Annotated in this window: 12 protein-coding genes; 8 read left to right on the top strand and 4 right to left on the bottom strand. The window is 60.2% G+C overall.

Annotated features, from left to right (window positions below):
• Window positions 1–45: 45 nt before the first annotated feature.
• Both ACQY8Q_RS11860 and purH read left to right on the top strand, forming a co-directional pair.
• The gene (locus ACQY8Q_RS11860) at window positions 46–1,731 is read left to right on the top strand and encodes a heparinase II/III family protein (protein ID WP_428426762.1); all 1,686 of its coding nucleotides are present in this window, start codon (window positions 46–48) and stop codon (window positions 1,729–1,731) included.
• A gap of 126 nt (window positions 1,732–1,857) precedes the next feature.
• The gene (gene purH, locus ACQY8Q_RS11855; protein ID WP_428426761.1) at window positions 1,858–3,471 is read left to right on the top strand and encodes a bifunctional phosphoribosylaminoimidazolecarboxamide formyltransferase/IMP cyclohydrolase; all 1,614 of its coding nucleotides are present in this window, start codon (window positions 1,858–1,860) and stop codon (window positions 3,469–3,471) included.
• A 49-nt stretch (window positions 3,472–3,520) separates the two neighbouring features.
• Here purH and ACQY8Q_RS11850 read toward each other — a convergent pair whose 3' ends face one another.
• Both ACQY8Q_RS11850 and ACQY8Q_RS11845 read right to left on the bottom strand, forming a co-directional pair.
• Complete coding sequence (locus tag ACQY8Q_RS11850; protein WP_428426760.1) at window positions 3,521–4,912, bottom strand: MFS transporter; 1,392 nt, start codon at window positions 4,910–4,912, stop codon at window positions 3,521–3,523.
• A gap of 43 nt (window positions 4,913–4,955) precedes the next feature.
• Window positions 4,956–9,743, bottom strand: coding sequence for an NAD-glutamate dehydrogenase (locus ACQY8Q_RS11845; RefSeq protein WP_428426759.1), 4,788 nt, complete (start codon window positions 9,741–9,743; stop codon window positions 4,956–4,958).
• Between the two features lie 284 nt (window positions 9,744–10,027).
• Here ACQY8Q_RS11845 and pdxY point away from each other — a divergent pair, with 284 nt between their 5' ends.
• Together pdxY and ACQY8Q_RS11835 are read left to right on the top strand one after the other, a co-directional pair.
• Entirely contained in the window at window positions 10,028–10,903 is an 876-nt protein-coding gene (gene pdxY, locus ACQY8Q_RS11840; RefSeq protein WP_428426758.1) for a pyridoxal kinase PdxY, read from the top strand.
• 213 nt (window positions 10,904–11,116) lie between these two features.
• On the top strand, window positions 11,117–11,758 hold the full coding sequence (locus ACQY8Q_RS11835; RefSeq protein WP_428426757.1) for a carbonic anhydrase: 642 nt from the start codon (window positions 11,117–11,119) through the stop codon (window positions 11,756–11,758).
• 191 nt (window positions 11,759–11,949) lie between these two features.
• On the opposite strand, the gene ACQY8Q_RS11830 is transcribed toward ACQY8Q_RS11835, so the two are convergent.
• Together ACQY8Q_RS11830 and ACQY8Q_RS11825 are read right to left on the bottom strand one after the other, a co-directional pair.
• Entirely contained in the window at window positions 11,950–12,771 is an 822-nt protein-coding gene (locus ACQY8Q_RS11830; protein ID WP_428426756.1) for a lytic murein transglycosylase, read from the bottom strand.
• Between the two features lie 267 nt (window positions 12,772–13,038).
• Complete coding sequence (locus tag ACQY8Q_RS11825) at window positions 13,039–14,073, bottom strand: aspartate-semialdehyde dehydrogenase (protein WP_113247375.1); 1,035 nt, start codon at window positions 14,071–14,073, stop codon at window positions 13,039–13,041.
• Window positions 14,074–14,490: 417 nt separating this feature from the next.
• Here ACQY8Q_RS11825 and ACQY8Q_RS11820 point away from each other — a divergent pair, with 417 nt between their 5' ends.
• From ACQY8Q_RS11820 to ACQY8Q_RS11805, 4 genes are all read left to right on the top strand, one after another.
• Entirely contained in the window at window positions 14,491–16,248 is a 1,758-nt protein-coding gene (locus tag ACQY8Q_RS11820; RefSeq protein ID WP_428426755.1) for an alkaline phosphatase, read from the top strand.
• A 344-nt stretch (window positions 16,249–16,592) separates the two neighbouring features.
• Complete coding sequence (locus tag ACQY8Q_RS11815; protein WP_428426754.1) at window positions 16,593–17,054, top strand: hypothetical protein; 462 nt, start codon at window positions 16,593–16,595, stop codon at window positions 17,052–17,054.
• Between the two features lie 4 nt (window positions 17,055–17,058).
• The gene (locus tag ACQY8Q_RS11810) at window positions 17,059–17,751 is read left to right on the top strand and encodes an ABC transporter ATP-binding protein (RefSeq protein ID WP_428429758.1); all 693 of its coding nucleotides are present in this window, start codon (window positions 17,059–17,061) and stop codon (window positions 17,749–17,751) included.
• Window positions 17,748–19,049, top strand: a complete 1,302-nt coding sequence (locus ACQY8Q_RS11805; protein WP_428426753.1) for an ABC transporter permease — start codon at window positions 17,748–17,750, stop codon at window positions 19,047–19,049. The genes ACQY8Q_RS11810 and ACQY8Q_RS11805 overlap by 4 nt, the downstream gene beginning before the upstream one ends.
• Window positions 19,050–19,096: the final 47 nt, after the last annotated feature.

The following is a 19,096-nucleotide window of genomic DNA, read 5'->3' as shown; positions in this document are numbered from 1 at the left end:
CCGCATGAGGCAGTCCGGCAGTAGGGAGACGCGCAAGCGTCGAAGATGCAGATTTCAGACCGGCAAAGGCTTCTCTATCTGTATCTGCGCGAAGGCTGGCGCCGGTTCTCGCGCCGTCTTGCCTTGGGCCGCAACACCGCGTTCCGCTTTACCGGAAAGACCCCAGATCGTCTGATTGTCGCTCCAACGGATTTGCGCGCCATTGATCCGTTCGTTGCGCAAGAAATCCTGCAGGGCCGTTTCCCGTTGGCCGGCCGCGTGCTTGAGGCGGAGGGCGAATCGCCTTTCGAGATGGATCTTCCGTCGCATGAATTCGCCGTAAGATTGCATTCCTTCGGCTGGGTCCGGCATATGCGTACGGTCAAGGAGGAAGATGCATTCGCGCATCTGCGCCATATCGTCAATGACTGGATTGTCACGCATGGGCGCTATATCGGCGGTATTGCCTGGGAAGCGGACGTCATTTCTCAACGCCTGATTGCATGGCTCTCACATTCGCCGATCATTTTGCGCAATGCAGAGCATGTCTTCTATCGGCGCTTTCTCAAAAGCCTTGCCTTCCAGGTGCGTTATCTGCGCCATATCACCGACACGACCTGCGACGGTGAAGCACGGTTGCGGGCGCGGATTGCGCTGGCCATGGCCTCCGTCGCGATGCCGGCTTCCGAAGCGACGATCCGCAAGGCCGCCCGCAATCTTGATCAGGAACTCGACCGGCAAATTCTTCCCGATGGTGGGCACAGTTCGCGAAACCCGCGCACCGGCCTGGAATTGTTGATCGATCTGCTGCCGTTGCGCCAGACATATGTCAATCTCGGCCATGAGGTTCCGGCCAAGCTGATCCCGTGCATCGACCGGATGTATCCAGCCCTGCGGTTCTTCCGACATGAGGGTGGGGAGCTGGCTCTGTTCAATGGCGCCACGTCGACGCTTGCCAATGAATTGATGGCCGTGCTGCGCTACGACGAGACTGCGGGTGCACCGTTCAAGGCCCTGCCGCATCTTCAGTACGAACGGCTGGCGCACAACAATGTCGTTGTCATCATGGATACCGGAAAACCGCTGTCGCCGGAATTATCGCGCACAGCCCATGCCGGTTGCCTATCGTTCGAGATGTCGTCCGGCCGTCACCGGTTCGTCATCAATTCCGGATCGCCAAAGTTTGCCGGCGAGCGATTCCGCCAGCTGGCGCGTTCGACTGCGGCCCATTCGACCGTGACGATCAATGATCGCTCGTCGTCGCGCTTGTCGCAATCCGGTTTTCTCGGCCCTATCGTCACCGGTGGTGTTTCCAAGGTCAATGTCCGCCGCGAGGAACGTGCCGGACAGCCGGATGCCGTCATCGCCAACCATGATGGTTATGCCCAGGCTTTCGGCCTGCTGCACGAGCGCGATATCAGCGTTAACGGTCAGGCAAATGCGGTGCGGGGCCGCGACAGGCTGTTTCAGCCGGATGGCGCGGAACCCGCGCAAACCAATAGTGCCGTGGCTGTGGCGCGGTTTCATATTCACCCGTCGATCGGTATCCGGCAGCACAGCGTCCATGAAGTCTATTTGAGCGCTCCAGACGGCGAAGTCTGGCTGTTTACCTGCCGCGATGCCGAGGTTGTGGTCGAGGAAGACATTTTCTTTGCCGATTCCTCCGGCGTACGAAAATCGTCGCAGTTGGCGGTGACCTTCACGGCGGCTTCCCAGCCGGAAATCCAGTGGATTTTTTCGCGCGAAGCATGACAATCGCGCCATTCGGTCACCCGCCGCCGTGACTGCGGTTTCTTCACGCGGAAAGCTGTGGTAACGGCAGGCGGACATTGGCCGGAAGACCCTCCCGATATCCGGCGTCTACCAAGGAGCTTGATGATGGCTGTCGCCTCCAAGAAGATTCCCGCCCCGGATCACGTCACCGTCCGTACCGCCTTGCTCTCCGTCTCCGACAAGACTGGCATCGTCGAGCTGGCGCGCGCCCTGCATGAAAAGGGCGTCCACCTGGTCTCGACCGGCGGCACCCACAAGGCGCTTGCCGATGCCGGTTTGCCGGTGACTGACGTGTCCGAAATTACCGGTTTCCCGGAAGTGATGGATGGCCGGGTAAAGACCCTGCATCCGGGCGTGCATGGCGGCCTTCTGGCGATCCGCGATGATGAGGATCATGTTCAGGCGATGGTGACGCATGGCATTACCGGCATCGATCTGGCCGTCATCAATCTCTACCCATTCGAGGATGTTCGCGCCAAGGGCGGTGATTACCCGACGACGGTCGAGAATATCGATATCGGCGGCCCCGCAATGATCCGCGCCTCGGCCAAGAACCACGCCTATGTCACTGTCATCACCGACGCATCAGACTATACCGCACTTCTGGCCGAGCTTGGCAGCGGTGCCGCTACATCCTTCGCCTTCCGTCAGAAAATGGCCGCCAAGGCCTATGCCCGCACGGCTGCCTACGATACCGCGATCTCCGGCTGGTTTGCAGAAGTCCTCGACACGCCGATGCCGCTTCACCGCACAATTGGCGGTGTCCTGAAGGAAGAGATGCGCTACGGCGAAAACCCGCATCAGAAAGCCGGATTCTACATCACCGGCGAGAACCGCCCGGGCGTTGCGACTGCGATCCTGCTGCAGGGAAAACAGCTCTCCTACAACAATATCAACGACACCGATGCCGCCTTCGAGCTGGTCGCCGAGTTCCCGGCCGCGACATTACCCGCCGTCGCCATCATCAAGCATGCCAATCCCTGCGGCGTCGCCACCGGCGCCACCTTGCTCGAAGCCTATGAGCGTGCGCTTGCCTGCGATTCCACCTCGGCTTTCGGCGGCATTATCGCGCTCAACCAGGAATTGGACGGCGCGACGGCCGAAGAAATCGTCAAGCTCTTCACCGAAGTCATCATCGCCCCTTCGGTCAGCGACGTGGCCAAGGTGGTCATCGCCGCCAAGCCGAACCTGCGCCTCTTGATCACCGGCGCCCTGCCCGATCCGCGCATACCGGGTCTGACGGCAAAAACGGTTGCCGGCGGTCTTTTGGTGCAGACGCGCGACAATGGCATGGTCGAAGATCTCGCGCTGAAGGTCGTTACCAAGCGCGCACCGACAGCGCAGGAACTGGAAGATATGAAGTTCGCCTTCAAGGTGGCAAAACATGTGAAGTCCAACGCCGTCGTGTACGCCAAGGACGGCCAAACCGTCGGTATCGGTGCCGGTCAGATGAGCCGCGTCGATTCAGCCCGCATCGCAGCGCTGAAAGCCGAAGAAGCTGCCAAGGCGCTGGGTCTTGCCGCGCCGCTCACTCGTGGGTCGGCCGTCGCCTCGGAAGCTTTCCTGCCGTTCGCTGATGGCCTTCTGTCGATGATCGCCGCCGGCGCCACCGCCGTCATCCAGCCGGGCGGCTCGATGCGCGACCCGGAAGTCATCGCCGCCGCTGACGCGGCCGGCGTTGCCATGGTCTTCACCGGCATGCGCCATTTCCGGCATTGATGCCAAGTCTGCCACGATCAGTCAGAAACCCGCCTCTCCGGCGGGTTTTTTATGCGGGCCTATTCGCCGGATAAGGCGTGCGGATCAGGATCAGCAGACCGACAGCCAAAAAGACCACCAGTGCCATCATGCCGATGCGCGCGGAGCCGGTCATCAGGGTAATGGTGGCAACAGCGGCTGGGGCCATGAAGGTCGTGGCTCGGCCGGAGAGGGCATAGATGCCGAAATAGCGGCCCGCCTCGTCAGCACTCACACTGCGGGCCATATAGGAGCGGGAGGAGGCCTGGACCGGGCCGAACGCGATGCCGACCAGAAGGCCGAAGACGATGTAGGCTTTTTCTGCTGCGGTGCCGAAAAGCCCGCCGGAATCGGTCGTCGGTAGCGGAAGCAAGCCGAATAACGTGTAGCCGGGTCCGGTCGAAACGATGCCGAGTGTCGCGATGGTCAGGCAGATCAGGCTGGCGGTAACGATCACCTTTGAGCCGAGTTTTGCATCCAGCCGGCTGGCATAGAGGCAGCCGCCGATGGCCACGACATTGAGAATGATGCCGTAGACGCCAAGCTCGACGGTCTGCCAGGCAAACATGCTGGCCGCGAACGTGCCGCCCAGTGCCAGAAGACCGTTGACGCCATCCTGAAAGATCATCCGGGCGATCAGAAAACGCAGAATGCCGGAACGTTGGCGCAGTTCGCCGATCGTGTGGCGTAGCTCCGCCATGCCGGTACGCACCGCAATCGCCGCCGGCATAGCCGCCTTGTGGGCGTCGGGGGTGAACAGAAACATCGGCAGGATGAACACCAGATACCAGATGGCCGAGATCGGTCCGGTCACGCGTGCGTCGGCGCCGGTCGCGGGATCAAGCCCGAATAGCGGGTCTATTCCGATAAGTGTTTTGCCGGATTCCGGATTTCCGGCCAGAAGCGTCACGACGGCGATCAGGACGATCATGCCGCCGAGATAACCAAGCCCCCACGCTATGTTGGATATCCGGCCGATTTCTTTTTTACCGACCAGCCGAGGCATCATCGAATCGTTGAAAACGATCGAGAATTCCGCAGCGATTGAAGCGAGGATGATGAAGATGAACGGGTAGACCAGCGACGATCCTGGCACGGCAAACCACAGCATCGCCAAAGAGACGATCTTGATGACGGCGAAGAAGGTGATCCAGGGTTTTCGCGCGCCGGTCTGGTCGGCAATCGATCCGAGTACCGGCGACAAGATCGCGATGACGATGCCAGAGATGGTCAGAGTATAGCCCCACATCGCCTGACCATGCGCCGGATCATCGGTGAGCCGGGACACGAAATAAGGACCGAAGATGAAAGTGATGATCACGGTGAAGAAGGGCTGTGCCGCCCAGTCGAACAGCATCCAGCCGCCAAGGCCGGCGCGCGATACCTTTGGCTCGTCGCCAGCCTCCGCCGAGATGCTGCTCACCTGATTCTCCACCGTCTGCCCGCCCCGTCTGGCGCGGACAGTGTCACCTCATCCTGTTCTGTGCAAGATCGCTCAACAAGCCTGCTGCAACGGTGATCTTGGCGAGTGTCGTCTCGCCCTTCTCCGTCAGCAGGGTCAGTTGGTCGGTAACGCGCGAAATCCGGCTATGGTCGCTGTCGCGCCAGGCTGCGACCGGATTGCGCTCGTCCTTCTTGTCGGTGAGTGCCGCGATGGTGATGTCCTTGCGCGCGGTGGCGATGTCGTTGATGCTGCGCGAAAGGGCCATGGCTTCGTATTGCTCAGTTGCCGACACACGCTCGGCAGCCGCCAGTAGCTTGGCGATCCGCAGGCTCTGTGTCACGCCGAAATAGCTCTGCGCCGTGCGCGCCAGCGTCACGCCGGTATCCGCAGCGATCTGGATGATCTCCGGCACGAAGGTCAACACCGCGAGAGCGGCGATTTCCTCGGCAAGTGCTGATGGCACACCGCGCTCGATGAAATAGTCAGCTCTTTGCCTCACATCTGCCGCTGCGTCTTCCGGGATAGAGCTTTGCAACGCGGATTTCAGCTTCCGCAGCGCTTCTCGCAGCTGCTCGATCGCCTCACCGAGCGGCGCCTGCATCGCCTTGGTCCTGAGTGTCCGTTCAGTGACGATGGCAAAAATGCGCGCCGCCTCCTGGTAGAGTTCGTTCTGCACCGCGCCGCTAATGACGTTATCGAGTGTGTCGATCTCGCCATAGATACGGTTCAGGTCGTAGCCATCGCGGGTCAACACCGCAGCCTTGACCACGTCTGCCGGCATGAAGCCCGTCTGGTCGATCAATGTGCTGACAAAAGCCGGCCCGCCACGATTGATGACATCGTTGGCAAGAACCGTCGCAATGATCTCGCGGCGCAGTCGATGCTCGTTGATGTCGCCCGCATGCGCCTTGTGCATCTTGGCTGGGAAGTAGTCCCGCAGCGTCGTCAGCAGATAGTCGTCATCCGGCAGCTTGCTGGCAACGATCTCGTCGAACAGCACGATCTTGGCATAGGACAGAAGTACGCCGATCTCGGCACGTGTCAGCGCCTTGCCACTCTGGTAGCGTTCGCTCAGCGCCAGATCGTTCGGCAGTACCTCCACCTTGCGGTTGAGGTGGCCGTCCGCCTCCAAGCGGGTCATGAGCCGGGCAAGAGCCGTCCGGTTGCCGGCGCCCAGCATTTCCGTCAGTGAGATCGACAGGGACTGTTCGTAGTTGTTGCGCAGCACCAGCGCTGCCACTTCGTCGGTCATCGAGGCCAAAAGGGTGTTGCGTTTGGCGCGCGTCAGCCGCTCGTCACGCATGGCGGAGGCAAGCGCGATCTTGATGTTGACCTCGAAGTCGGACGAATTTACGCCGGCCGAATTGTCGATGGCGTCGGAGTTGCAGCGTCCGCCCTTGAGGCCAAAGCCGATGCGGCCGCGCTGGGTAACGCCGAGATTGGCGCCTTCGCCGATCACCTTGGCGCCAACGTCGTCGGCGGTGATGCGGATCGGGTCGTTGGCGCGGTCGCCGACATCAGCGTCGGTTTCGGTCGGGCCGCGCACATAGGTACCGATACCGCCAAACCAGAGCAGGTCGACCGGGCTCTTGAGGATCGCCGTCATGATCTCTGATGGTGTCGCCTGGCTCTTCTCCAGGCCGATCGCCGCCATCGCCTGCGGCGTCAGCGTCACGGATTTTTCCGTGCGCGGAATGATCATGGCGCCGGCCGAAAGCGTCGAGCGATCGTAGTCCTGCCAGCTGGAGCGCGGCAGGTTGAACATGCGCTTGCGTTCGGCAAAGGATTTTTCGATATCCGGATCAGGATCGATGATGATGTCGCGATGGTCGAAGGCGGCGATCAGCCGGATTTTCTCCGACAGCAGCATGCCGTTGCCAAAGACGTCGCCCGACATATCGCCGACACCGACGACGCTGAACGGTGTCGTCTGGATATCAATATCCATCTCGCGGAAATGCCGCTTGACGGTTTCCCAGGCGCCGCGCGCCGTGATGCCCATCTTTTTGTGATCGTAGCCGGCGGAGCCGCCGGAGGCGAAGGCGTCGTCGAGCCAGAAGCCGGCTTCCTGCGCCAGGCCGTTGGCCGTATCGGAGAAGGTCGCAGTGCCCTTGTCGGCAGCAACGACGAAATAGGGATCGTCACCATCCAGCCGCAGCGTATCGGCCGGCGGCACGATGTCCTGGCCGACAATGTTATCGGTGATCGACAGCATGGTGCGGATATAGGTCTTGTAGGCCTCGGTCCCGGCCTTTAAGATATCGTCGCGGGTACCGCCCACGGGAAGCTGCTTCGGATAGAAGCCGCCCTTGGCGCCGACAGGCACGATCACGGCATTCTTGACCTGCTGCGCCTTGACGAGGCCGAGCACTTCGGTGCGGTAATCCTGCGACCGGTCCGACCAGCGCAAACCACCACGGGCGACCTTGCCGAAGCGCAGATGGACGCCTTCGACCTGGGTGCCATAGACGAAGATTTCGCGGAAAGGCCGCGGCTCCGGCAGGCCATCGAGGATCTTCGGATCGAGCTTGAACGCCAGCATCACCTTTGGATTGCCATTGGTATTGCGCTGGAAGTAGTTGGTCCGCAGCGTCGCCTCGACGGCGTTGACGTAACGCCGCATGATCTGGTCTTCGTCAAGGCTTGGAACCGCGTTCAGGGCCTCTTCGATCGCAGCCCTCAAGGCTGTGGTGCGCTTCGTCTTCGGCTTCTCTTCTAGCGTGGGATCCATACGGGTGATGAACAGCTTGAAAATATTTGCAGCGATGGCCGGATACTTGTTCAGCGTGTCGGCGAGATAGCCTTGTGAATAGGTGATGCCGGTCTGGCGCAGGTAGCGCGCATAGGCGCGCAGCACCGTCACTTCGCGGGCGCTGAGGCCGGCAAGCAGGATCAACCGGTTGAAGCTGTCATCCTCGATCACGCCGTTCCAGGCGGAAAGATAGGCTTCCTCCAGCATCGGGCCGGTCTTGTCGAGATTGAGCAGATGCCCATCGCGATGGATCAGTTCCATATCGTGCAGAACGACAAGCCGCTCGCCGCCCTTGGCGCAGGAAACGGTAATATCATGGGTCTGTTCGCTGATAACCCGGAAGCCGAGGTTTTCCAGCAGCGGCACACGGTGCGACAGCGAGACGGGCTCGCCGGCATGGAAAATCTTCAGTTCCAGCGATTCCGGGCCCTTGCCGCGCTTCTGGTAGAAGGCGATGCGGATCGGGTCACCCGGCGAGCAGGCTGCGATATCGGCGAGATCGGCATGGGCTTCAGCCGGCGTGAAGGCCGCCTGATAGGCCTCATTGACGGAAATCGACACGCCGTCATGGCGGGCGAGCAGGTTGAACCGGTCGATCCAGCGGGTGACGATATCGCGAACTGCGTCTTCAAGCTTGGCCTGCGCCACACGCGGGGTCTTGCCACCGGAGCGGCCGATGATGAAATGCACGCGGGCAAGACCGCCCTCGGGGAAAGCCGGATAATAGGCAGACACGCGTCCGTCATAGACGGTCTTCAGATAGAGCCCGATCTTCTCGCGCACATCGGAATCGTACTGTTCGCGCGGCACGTAGACGATAACGGATACGAAACGATCGAAATGGTCAATGCGCGGCAGAACCCGGATTCGTGGCCGGTCGGCCAGTTCATTGATCTGCTCGCAGAAGCTGGCCAGAAGGCTAACGTCGATCTGGAACAGATCATCACGCGGATAGGATTCCAGCGTGTTGGTCAGCATCTTGCCGGAATGGCTCTGCGGATCGAAGCCGAAATGATCGACGATCTTTCCGACCTTGAAGCGGAGCAGCGGAATTTCCGCTGCGGGGCGCGTATAGGCGCTGGAGGTGAACAGGCCGACGATGCGCAGTTCGCCGGTGACGTTGCCGGCCTCGTCGAAGCGCTTGACGCCGATGTAATCCATATAGGCGCGGCGGTGCACCACCGATTTGACATTGGCTTTGGTGACGATGAGGAAATCCGGGCCATTGAGGAAGGCGAGGATTTCCGGCGTCGTCAGCACGGCATCCTTGCCCTGGCGCAGCACGCGCACATCAGGATTGGACAGAATGCCCAGCCCACGGCCCTCGCCGCGCTCGACCACGGCATTCTCGCCCTTGCCGGAATAGGTGTACTCGCGCATGCCGAGGAAGGTGAAATTGTTGCCGCGCAGCCAGCGAAGGAAGGCCAGCGCCTCGTCTCGATCGCCCTTCTTGCTGTTCGGCGCGTGGTTTTCCAGTTCGCCCATCGCCTGATCAAGCAGGGACGACATCGCGGTCCAGTCGCCGACCGCCTGGTGAACCTGCGAGAGGACGTTGGCAATCCGCTCCTTCAGGTCTTCGGCTTCGGCTTCGGTGACGCGGCTAATATGAATCTGGATATGGCTGATCCGGGTGGCGGGATCGCTCTTTTCTTCCGGGTCAAAGATCTTAGCCGGCTTTCCGGCCTCGAGAACCAGAATGGGATGCACGGCAAGATGAATGTCACGGTGGGTGCTGGTCACCTCCCCCATGATCGAATCATAGAGAAAGGGCATGTTGCGATCGGTCACGGACAGGATCGAGACGTCGGTCGCATCCGGCGCAATACCATCGACAGTTTCGACGGATATGACCGGACGATCGCTTTCCTTGCGGTTGATGGCCGTCAGCGCATGGGCAGCCGTCAGCGCCAGCATGTCCGGTGTGTAGGCGTCGAGATCGTCGTGGCTTGCCCGGCGAAACAGGATCTCCGGAGCGAGCATTTTCACCCCCAGAGCCTTGCCAGCTTCGCTCACCGCTTCGAAATGACGGTCTTTTTTCGGATTATATTTGGCGCCCACGACAGTACTCCCTGCAATCACCATTTGGCCGAACCTAACAGAAGATTTGTTCATGGCGATTGTTTTTGTGGCTATTTTTCGGTCAGATTGATCCAATTCGGAATGGTTTTATGAAATTTTCGGCAAGTTTTGGCCGATTTTCAAATTCAATCGGTTGTATTTGCATATTCCGGTGTTCTCATGAATGAGCCCGAAATATGCCCTTCTGATCTTTTGGCAGCCGCAGTTGACAGCGGCATGACTGTCGGGCGATCTGGGAACGTCGAAACAGCGGAAAATCAGAAATGTCCGACCCAGCCCCCGGCGCCGTCATCGTCATTTCCAGCCACGTGATTCGCGGATCCGTCGGCAATCGCGCCGCCGTGTTTGCGCTTGAGACGCTGGGTTATCCGGTCTGGGCTTTGCCGACGGTTATTCTGCCCTGGCATCCCGGCCATGGTCCCTCGACGCGGGTGACAATCGGTGCCGAGGATTTCGACCGGTTGATTGACGATCTGATCCGTGCGCCGTGGACCGGCGAAGTGCGGGCTGTGCTCTCCGGCTATCTCGGTGCCGCCCATCAGGCGGAAGGCGTGGCGCGGCTGGTCGAGGCTTTGCGGGTGAAGAATCCGGACCTGTTCTACGCCTGCGACCCGGTGATGGGCGATGTCGGCGGATTGTATGTGCCGGAGGCAACGGCAATCGCGATGCGCGACAGGCTGCTGCCGCTGGCATCGCTTGCCACACCGAACCGGTTCGAGCTGGCCTGGCTCTGCGGTGCCGCGCTCGACACGAACACCGCCATTCTGGAGGCAGCGCTATCGCTCGGGCCGCCGCGCATGCTGGTGACGTCTGCCATCCCGATGATGCAAGGGAGCACCGGCAATCTTTATCTGTCCGGCAATCATGCGCTGCTTGCCGAGCATCGGTTGATCGACAACCCGCCCAACGGCACCGGCGATCTTCTGGCGGCTTTGTTTGTTGCCCGGCTTTTGGAAGGCCTCAACGAGGAGCGCGCCTTGCAACTGGCAACCGCCAGCGTCTTCGAGATCATTGCGCGTACCGGCAAGCGCGGTGCCGATGAACTGACGCTTGAGCGGGATGCCTCCAGTCTCGCGACGCCGATGGCGATGGTTCAGATGCGCCGGTTGATGCATCCCGGTCAGAAACGGCGCTCTTGATACTTTTGGGCCGATCTCCCCCTTGCCAGCCCATGCCTTGAGCGAATAAACCGTTTTCACCCACGCAAACGATACGGAGAATTCACGGATGTTACCGGCAGCGCGGGCTGCCGTCATTTTGCCTGTGTGCGGCGCACAAAGATGGTATGTGCTGCAGAGCCGACATGCGAATGTACATCTCAATTGTCTAAATAATTGGAGTGATCGAGCATCATGCAGCGTTTCCCGGACTATTTGCTGAACGGCTACAACAACTTCATGAGCGGCCGCTTCAACGAGCAGCAGCAACGCTACAAGGCGTTGGCCGAGACAGGCCAGCAGCCGAAAACCATGGTCATTGCCTGTTGTGATAGCCGTTCGGCGCCCGAAACAATCTTCGACAGTGGCCCGGGTGAATTGTTTGTGGTGCGCAACGTCGCCAACATGATGCCCCCTTACGAGCCGGACGGTCAATATCACTCGACATCGGCGGCGCTCGAGTTCGCCGTGCAGGTGTTGAAGGTCAGCGATATCGTCGTGATGGGCCATGGCCGCTGCGGCGGCATCAAGGCAGCGCTCGATATCGATGCCGAACCGCTGTCCCCTGGCGATTTCATCGGCCGCTGGATGAACCTTCTGAAGCCGGCTGCCGAACAGATCCACAACAACGAATTGATGACCGCCGCCGAACGCCAGCGGGCGCTGGAGCGGGTGTCCATCCGCAACTCGATCGCCAACCTGCGGACCTTCCCGTGCGTCAAGATCCTCGAGCAGCGCGGCAAACTGCAGCTGCACGGTTCCTGGTTCGACATTTCGACCGGTGAACTCTGGATCATGGACAACAAGACCGGCGATTTTGCCCGCCCGGGCATGTAATTTGGGCATTAGCGGAATTTATGGGAGAGGTTCCTGCTCTCCTCCGTCATCCCCGGGATAAACCTGAGGACGACGGAGACCATAGGTTCTCGCATCTGTCCCCGAAAACTCTCCATTCTCCCGAAACAAAAAAATCCGCAGCCTGGCTTCCCGGGCTGCGGATTTTTTCATTCGAGAAGCTGCGTTGCCGATCAGCCGCCGTCGATTTCGGCGCCGATGATGGCGATTGCCTGTTGGTAGACGCTGGCGGCGTTCCAGCCCTGGATCGCGCCGAAATTTGCCTGACCCTGCTGATAGCCGGCGCCGGCTGTCCAGCCGTGGCCGCGCAGGAAGTTGGCGGTCGAGAAAAGTGCGTCCGCCTTCGAGCGAACCATGTCGATATGGCCGCTGCCGTCGCCATCGACGCCGAATTTCAGCACGTTGGCCGGCAGGAACTGCGTCTGGCCGATTTCGCCATGGGCTGCACCGCGTGCGTCAGGGCTGAGGTCGCCGCGCTGCACGAGCGTCAGTGCTGCATAAAGCTGGTCGGTGAAAAAGTCGGAACGGCGGCAGTCGAACGACAATGTCGAGACGGCCGAAAGCGTGTGTTCCTTGCCCATGAAACCGCCGAAGCCGGTTTCCATGCCCCAGATCGCGATGATTGGGCCGGCTGGAACGCCATAGCGCTTTTCGATGGCACTGAAGAGAGCCGCGTTCTGCGCCTTCATCTTCTTGCCGCGCGAAATGATCGTCTGGCCGCCACGCTTCTGCATGAACTGGCTCAGCGACAGCTTGAAACTCTTCTGGCCACGGTCGGCGCGGATCGTTGCCTTGTTGTAGGTGACGTTGGCAAAAGCCTTGTTCAGCACCGCAGGGCTGATGCCCCGGCCCGCAGCTTCGCTCTTGAAGTCCTGAACCCAGGTGTCAAAGCCTGCCGATGTGTTGCCGCATTGCGCGGCCGATGCCTGCGCGGGCAATATTGCAGCTGCAATGATTGCCGTGAAACCTGCCAGTACGCACTTCGCCTTGTGCATGAAAAACCCCGTATTGCCTGAATCTAATGTGTGTCCGCAAAATGCCAGTCTTTGCGGCCTCTGTCACGATTGCCAGTATCAGGAGGGAGCGTTTCACGTGAATCCTCCCTTCGACTATGAAAAATCGTCACAAATGCCTTTTACAAAGAAGCCTTGCATCCCGTTTTACGGATCATGCAAGGCCTTCTACCAAATCGAGATGATAGAAACCCTTCGGGTGGTATCATCAAGATTTGGTATAATTGGTTAAAACTTTATATTTTCTGCTCAGGCAGCCTGTTTCTTTGCCTTGATCAGGCCGCGATTGACGAGAAGCTCGGCAATCTGGATGGCATTGAGGGCGGCGCCCTTGCGCAGGTTGTCGGAAACCACCCAGATATTCAGGCCGTTCTCGACAGTGGCGTCCTCGCGGATGCGAGAAATATAGGTCGCATCTTCGCCAGCCGATTCGTAAGGCGTGATGTAGCCGCCGTTCTCATGCTTGTCGATGACGATGCAGCCCGGGGCTTCGCGCAGGATATCGCGGGCCTGGTCGGCAGTGATCTCGTTTTCGAATTCGATGTTGATCGCTTCGGAATGACCGATGAACACCGGAACGCGCACGGCCGTGCAGGTCAGCTTGATCTTCGGATCAAGAATCTTCTTGGTTTCGGCCATCACCTTCCATTCTTCCTTCGTGTAGCCGTCTTCCATGAACACATCGATGTGCGGGATGACGTTGAAGGCAATGCGCTTGGTGAACTTCTTGCTCTCCATCGGATCGGCGACGAAGACGGCGCGGGTCTGGTTGAACAACTCGTCCATGCCATCCTTGCCGGCGCCGGAGACCGACTGGTAGGTGGAGACAACGACACGCTTGATCTTGGCAAAGTCATGCAGCGGCTTCAGCGCCACGACGAGCTGGGCGGTCGAGCAATTCGGGTTGGCAATGATGTTGCGCTTGGTGAACTGGGTAATGGCGTCGGGGTTCACTTCCGGAACCACCAGCGGCACATCCTGATCGTAGCGCCAGGCCGACGAGTTGTCGATGACGACGCAGCCCTGCGCGCCGATCTTCGGCGACCACTTCAGCGATACGGCACCACCGGCCGACATCAGGCAAATGTCAGTATCGGAAAAATCATAGTTTTCGAGGTTCTTGACCTTCAGCGTCTTGTCGCCGAAGGAAACTTCGGTGCCCTGGCTGCGGGCCGAGGCCAGCGCCACGACTTCATCAGCCGGAAAGCCCCGTTCCTCGAGGATGTTCAGCATCTCGCGGCCGACATTTCCGGTCGCACCGGCAATAGCAATCTTGAAACCCATTGTCTTTGCTCTCTTTCTGTCTCTCCGCGGGGCTTTGGGGGGAAACCCGCCGGCCAAAGGCGCGGGTTTCAGGTCCCCGGCCGTGCCGGGGAGAGAGCGGTGGCCAGAGACGTCAGACGGTTTTCGTCGTCGTTTTGGCCGTTGTTTTGGAAGATATCGAGAAAGAACGAACCCGCCCGGCAGCGAATGCCGGGGCGATCAGCGCAGCGATGGCGTAACCAAAACGGTGCATAGTGGTTCCTTTTCCGCTGCTGCTCTTACGCGGTTTTGATGGAGAGTCAATAGAAAGCTGAGAACGCTGGTCAGGAAGGCTGAGGTGCCCCTGCCGTCAAAACGTTACGGAAGCGTCATGCCGCTGTCATCCGCGCTGACTATTGCGAGCCGTCAGTTCGAAACGAAACCACAAGGGGGTTTTCCATGCGTATGCTTCTGTCGGCGCTTGCCGCCACGACAATCCTCGCTGGGGCCGCACAGGCCACCACCGTTTATCCGCTCGATCGCGCAACGATCCTCGCCGGCTCACCCTTCGATTTCAAGGTCGAGTTCAAGTCCGTCGTCAAGCCGGAAGATGTCAAGATCACCGTCAACGGCCAGGATTACAAGACCGTGCTTGGCAAGGAAGCCGAATTCGTCGCCGAAGAAAAAGGCAAGGAAGACAAGATCCTCGGCTCGGCCCTGATCGCCCGCGATCTCGTCCTGCCCACCGAAGGCGCCTACAAGATTGAAGTGACCGCCGGCTCGGAATCGAAATCGGTGACCTGGGATGTCTACAATACCGGCGAAACCCAGAAGGCCAAGAACATCATCTTCCTGCTCGGTGACGGCCTTTCCGTTGCCCACCGCACCGGCGCCCGCATCATGTCGAAGGGCATGACCGAAGGCAAAGCCAATGGCCGCCTCAACATGGACGACCTCGACCACATGGCCTTTGTCGGCACCTCTTCGACCGAAGCGATCGCCACCGACAGCGCCAATACCATGTCGGCTTACATGACCGGCCACAAGACCGCCGTCAACGCGCTTGGCGTCTATGGCGACCGTACGCCCGACAGCCTCGACGACCCGAAGGTCGAAACCATCGCCGAAGCCATCCGCCGCCAGACGAAGAAGTCGATCGGCATCGTCTCGACGGCTGAAATCGAAGACGCGACGCCGGCTGCCGTCGTTGCCCATACCCGCAAGCGCGCCGACAAGGAACAGATCGTCGGCATGATGTTCGACGTTAAACCGGACGTCATTCTCGGCGGCGGCTCGGCCTATTTCCTCGGCAAGGACATCCCCGGCTCCAAGCGCAAGGACGACAAGGACTATATCAAGCTGTTCCAGGAAGCCGGCTATACGCTTGCTACCGATAAGTCGGAACTGCAGACCGCAACCGGCACCAATACCGGCAAGATCCTAGGCCTCTTCCACACCGGCAACATGGATACGACGCTGGACCGCGAGTTCCTGAAAAAGGGCACAGTCGAGAAGTTCCCGACTCAGCCGGGCCTGGTCGACATGACCAAGGCTGCTCTCGGCGAATTGTCGAAGAACGAGGAAGGCTTCTTCCTGATGGTTGAAGGCGCCAATATCGACAAGATGTCCCATCCGCTCGATTGGGACCGTGCACTCGTTGAAACCATCGAATTCGACAAGGCAGTCGGCGTTGCCCGCGAGTTTGCCGCAAGCCATCCGGACACGCTGATCGTCGTCACCGGCGACCATGCCCACGGCGTTTCGATAATCGGTACCGTCGATGATGAAAAGCCCGGTACCGAAATGCGCGAAAAAGTCGGCACCTACGCTGAAGCCGGATTCCCGAACTATACCGACGAAAACAAGGACGGTTATCCAGACAAGGTTGACGTCACCCGCCGCCTGTTCCTCAGTGCCAACAATGGCCCGGATCACTACGAGACCTTCCGTCCGAAGCTTGATGGTCCCTTCGTTCCGGCAATCCAGAATGAGAAGAAGGAATACATCGCCAACGAAGCGTACAAGGATGTGCCCGGCGCTGTCTTCGTGCAGGGCAATATCCCGAAGAGCGGCGATAGCGGCGTGCATGCCGTTGATGACGTCGTCCTGCAGGCGGCCGGCCCGGGTGCTGAAGGCTTCAAGGGTTATATGGAAGAAAGCGATATCTATCGCATTCTCGCCGATACCCTGGCGCTCGGCGTCAAACAGACCAACTGATCCATAATCGCGTCCGGCGGGCTGCGTGCAGCCCGCCGGAAAGCTCTAAAATGGATATTTGGGCGGTACGGACACTCAATTTCCGTCATTCCTGTGCTTGTCACAGGAATCCAGCCAGCCCAAGTCCTTGGGCTGAAAGAGTCTTTTGACCCGACAGAGGTCGGGTCTCTGGATCCCCGCCACAAGGGCGAGGATGACGGGTGGTGGGGTTGCCCAATGCCAAAAATCCCCCGCAGAGGGATTGGCAGTTCTCACGACGCCATTACCCAACGATAACAAACGAACTTCGTTAGCCGGTTTTCCGTTTTTCCCGGCCTGACGTCATAAGTTAAGGTGGACGCCCGATGACCGGTCCCTTTGCAAGAACCACGCGCCGCGATGCGCTACGCCTCTTGGCCGGTTTGCCTTTGCTCGCGGCTGCGCGCCCCGCCGCTGCCATTCCATCCCTGTCCTTCGATGAGCTCTACAGCAAGTTCGGCGTTCTCGGGCTGGAGTTCTCCGAAAAGGTAAAGTCGCTTGCCGGCCAGGAGATAACCATCAACGGCTTCATGGCGCCGCCGCTGAAGGCCGAGGCCGCCTTCTTCGTGCTCACCGAAATTCCGATGTCGATCTGCCCGTTCTGCTCCACGGATTCGGATTGGCCGGACAATATCGTCGTCGTCTATCTCGGCGAAAAGCAGACATTCGTGCAGCCGTCCCAGACGATCGCGGCACGCGGCGTTCTTGAGTTCGGGTCATGGACCGATCCGGAAACCGGCTTCGTCAGCCTCTTGCGGTTGCGCAATGCCGAATATGCTTCGGTCTAGCCCGGTGCTGTCGCTCGATCTCAGCCATGTCTCGGTTTCCTATCCGGGCCTTCCCACGCCCGTTCTCGATATCCCTTCGCTGTCCATCGCTGCGGGTAGCCGTGTTGCGGTCACCGGTGCGTCTGGCTCTGGCAAAAGCACGCTGGTCAATATCCTGACCGGGCTTGAGCACTGCGCGCGTGGTGGCTCTGTCCAATGGGGTAGCACCGATATCGCCGTGATGCCGGAACGCAGCCGCGATCGCTGGCGCGGCGCGCATATCGGCCTCATCATGCAGGATTTCCATCTGTTCCCGGGCTTGAGCGCGATCGATAACATCCTCCTGCCCGCCCGCCTGTCGCGCGCGATGAAGCCGGGTGATCCGGATCGGGCGCTGATGCTGCTCTATGCCGCTGGCCTTTGCCGCGCCGAGCAGAAAGTCGAGACCATGTCACGTGGCGAGATGCAGCGTGTTGCGATTGCGCGGGCGTTGCTTCGAAAGCCCGGCGTGCTGATCGCTGATGAGCCGACCGCAAGTCTCGACAGCGACAGCGGCGATGCGGTCGCCCGTCTGCTGATCGATCTGTCCGTCAGCAATGAAAGCACACTGATCGTCGTGTCGCACGATCCGCGGCTGACCGGCAGGCTCGATCGCCGCATCACGTTGTCGGCTGGCCGCATCGCGTCGGATCGAGAGCACCGGGAGAAGGCGGCATGACCCGTTTCATCCTTGCAGATCTGCGCCGTCTCTGGGCGGGCTCGCTGGTCGTCGTTCTTCTGATCGCCTTTGCCACTGCACTGGGCGTCGCCGTCACATTGCAGGAACGGGCGCTGAGACTTGGCAGCGCCCGTGCCGCCGACCGGTTTGATCTTGTCATTGGCGCTCCAGGCAGCGAAACGCAATTGTTGCTCTCCTCCGTCTTCCTGCAACCGTCTCCCTTGCCGCTGATGTCTGGGGATGTGCTGGGCAAGCTTGTGGCCGATCCGCGTGTGTCCTGGGCCGCCCCCGTCGGTTTCGGCGATTCCTTCTCCGGCTATCCGATCGTCGGCACTTCCACTGCGCTCACTGCCAATCTGTCAGCGATGTCGGAGGGCCGCGTGTTTGCAACGGCGGGCGAAGCCGTGATTGGTGCCGCCGTGACACTGCCGCTCGGTTACGAAGTGAAACCGACGCATGGGCTTGCTGCGCTCGGCGGCGAAACCCATACTGAACTTGCCTACCGCATCACCGGCCGTCTTGCGCCGACGGGCACCTCCTGGGACCGGGCGATCCTGGTGCCGATCCAGTCGGTCTGGAGCTTGCATGGAATGGAGGCGCGCAATCATGAGGCGGAAGAAGCGCATGCGGAAAAACCGACCGGAGATCCGGCAGCGGCGGTGCCTCACGACGAGGCCACTCATCACGATGACGATCACAGCCATGGCGAACACGCGGCCATTGATCCCGATGCCCCGCTCGATGAACATTGGACGGCGGCAACGCCCGGCCTTCCGGCCATCCTCGTCAGGCCGAAGACCATCGCCGACGCCTACAAGCTGCGGCAGGATTATCGCGGCAATGGTACGCTTGCGGTTTTCCCGGGTGAGGTGCTGACCAATCTCTACGCGACGCTCGGCGATGCCAAGCGTGTTCTGTCGGCGGTCGCCGTTGGTGCGCAGATCCTGGTGGCCGCCGCTGTCCTGATGGTCACCGTCATGCATATCGGCCAGCGCCGGCGGCAGATCGGCGCTCTGAGGGCATTTGGCGCGCCGCAATCGGCGGTGCTGATGATTGTCTGGCTGGAGCTGTTCATTCTCATTGCGCTTGGCATTCTCTCAGGCTTTGCCATCGGCTACGGTGCTGCAATGCTGCTGTCGGCGATGTTTTCGGGTGAAAGCGGCATTGCCTTGCCGGTCGGTTTCATCCGCGCCGATCTGAAGAGCATAGCCGCCATCGTGCTGTTCTCCGCGATCCTTGCACTGGCGCCGGCGCTTCTCGCATACCGCCAGTCTCCGGCCGCCGCCCTTCGGGCCTGATCGGTCGCATTCGACTAAAGTCATAATCCCAAAGCCGCTCTGCCACC

The sequence above is a fragment of the Pararhizobium sp. genome, assembly GCF_965279435.1.
Lineage (GTDB): Bacteria > Pseudomonadota > Alphaproteobacteria > Rhizobiales > Rhizobiaceae > Pararhizobium.
This window is presented reverse-complemented; position numbering and strand designations above follow the sequence as displayed.

What these genes read in the sequence shown, in the direction of transcription:
- ACQY8Q_RS11860 (WP_428426762.1), top strand. Translation starts at nt 46, where the DNA reads ATGCAGATTTCAGACCGGCAAAGGCTTCTCTATCTGTATCTGCGCGAA.
- ACQY8Q_RS11805 (WP_428426753.1), top strand. Translation starts at nt 17,748, where the DNA reads ATGACCCGTTTCATCCTTGCAGATCTGCGCCGTCTCTGGGCGGGCTCG.
- ACQY8Q_RS11825 (WP_113247375.1), bottom strand. Translation starts at nt 14,073, where the DNA reads ATGGGTTTCAAGATTGCTATTGCCGGTGCGACCGGAAATGTCGGCCGC.
- ACQY8Q_RS11815 (WP_428426754.1), top strand. Translation starts at nt 16,593, where the DNA reads ATGACCGGTCCCTTTGCAAGAACCACGCGCCGCGATGCGCTACGCCTC.
- ACQY8Q_RS11835 (WP_428426757.1), top strand. Translation starts at nt 11,117, where the DNA reads ATGCAGCGTTTCCCGGACTATTTGCTGAACGGCTACAACAACTTCATG.
- purH (WP_428426761.1), top strand. Translation starts at nt 1,858, where the DNA reads ATGGCTGTCGCCTCCAAGAAGATTCCCGCCCCGGATCACGTCACCGTC.
- ACQY8Q_RS11830 (WP_428426756.1), bottom strand. Translation starts at nt 12,771, where the DNA reads ATGCACAAGGCGAAGTGCGTACTGGCAGGTTTCACGGCAATCATTGCA.
- pdxY (WP_428426758.1), top strand. Translation starts at nt 10,028, where the DNA reads ATGTCCGACCCAGCCCCCGGCGCCGTCATCGTCATTTCCAGCCACGTG.
- ACQY8Q_RS11820 (WP_428426755.1), top strand. Translation starts at nt 14,491, where the DNA reads ATGCGTATGCTTCTGTCGGCGCTTGCCGCCACGACAATCCTCGCTGGG.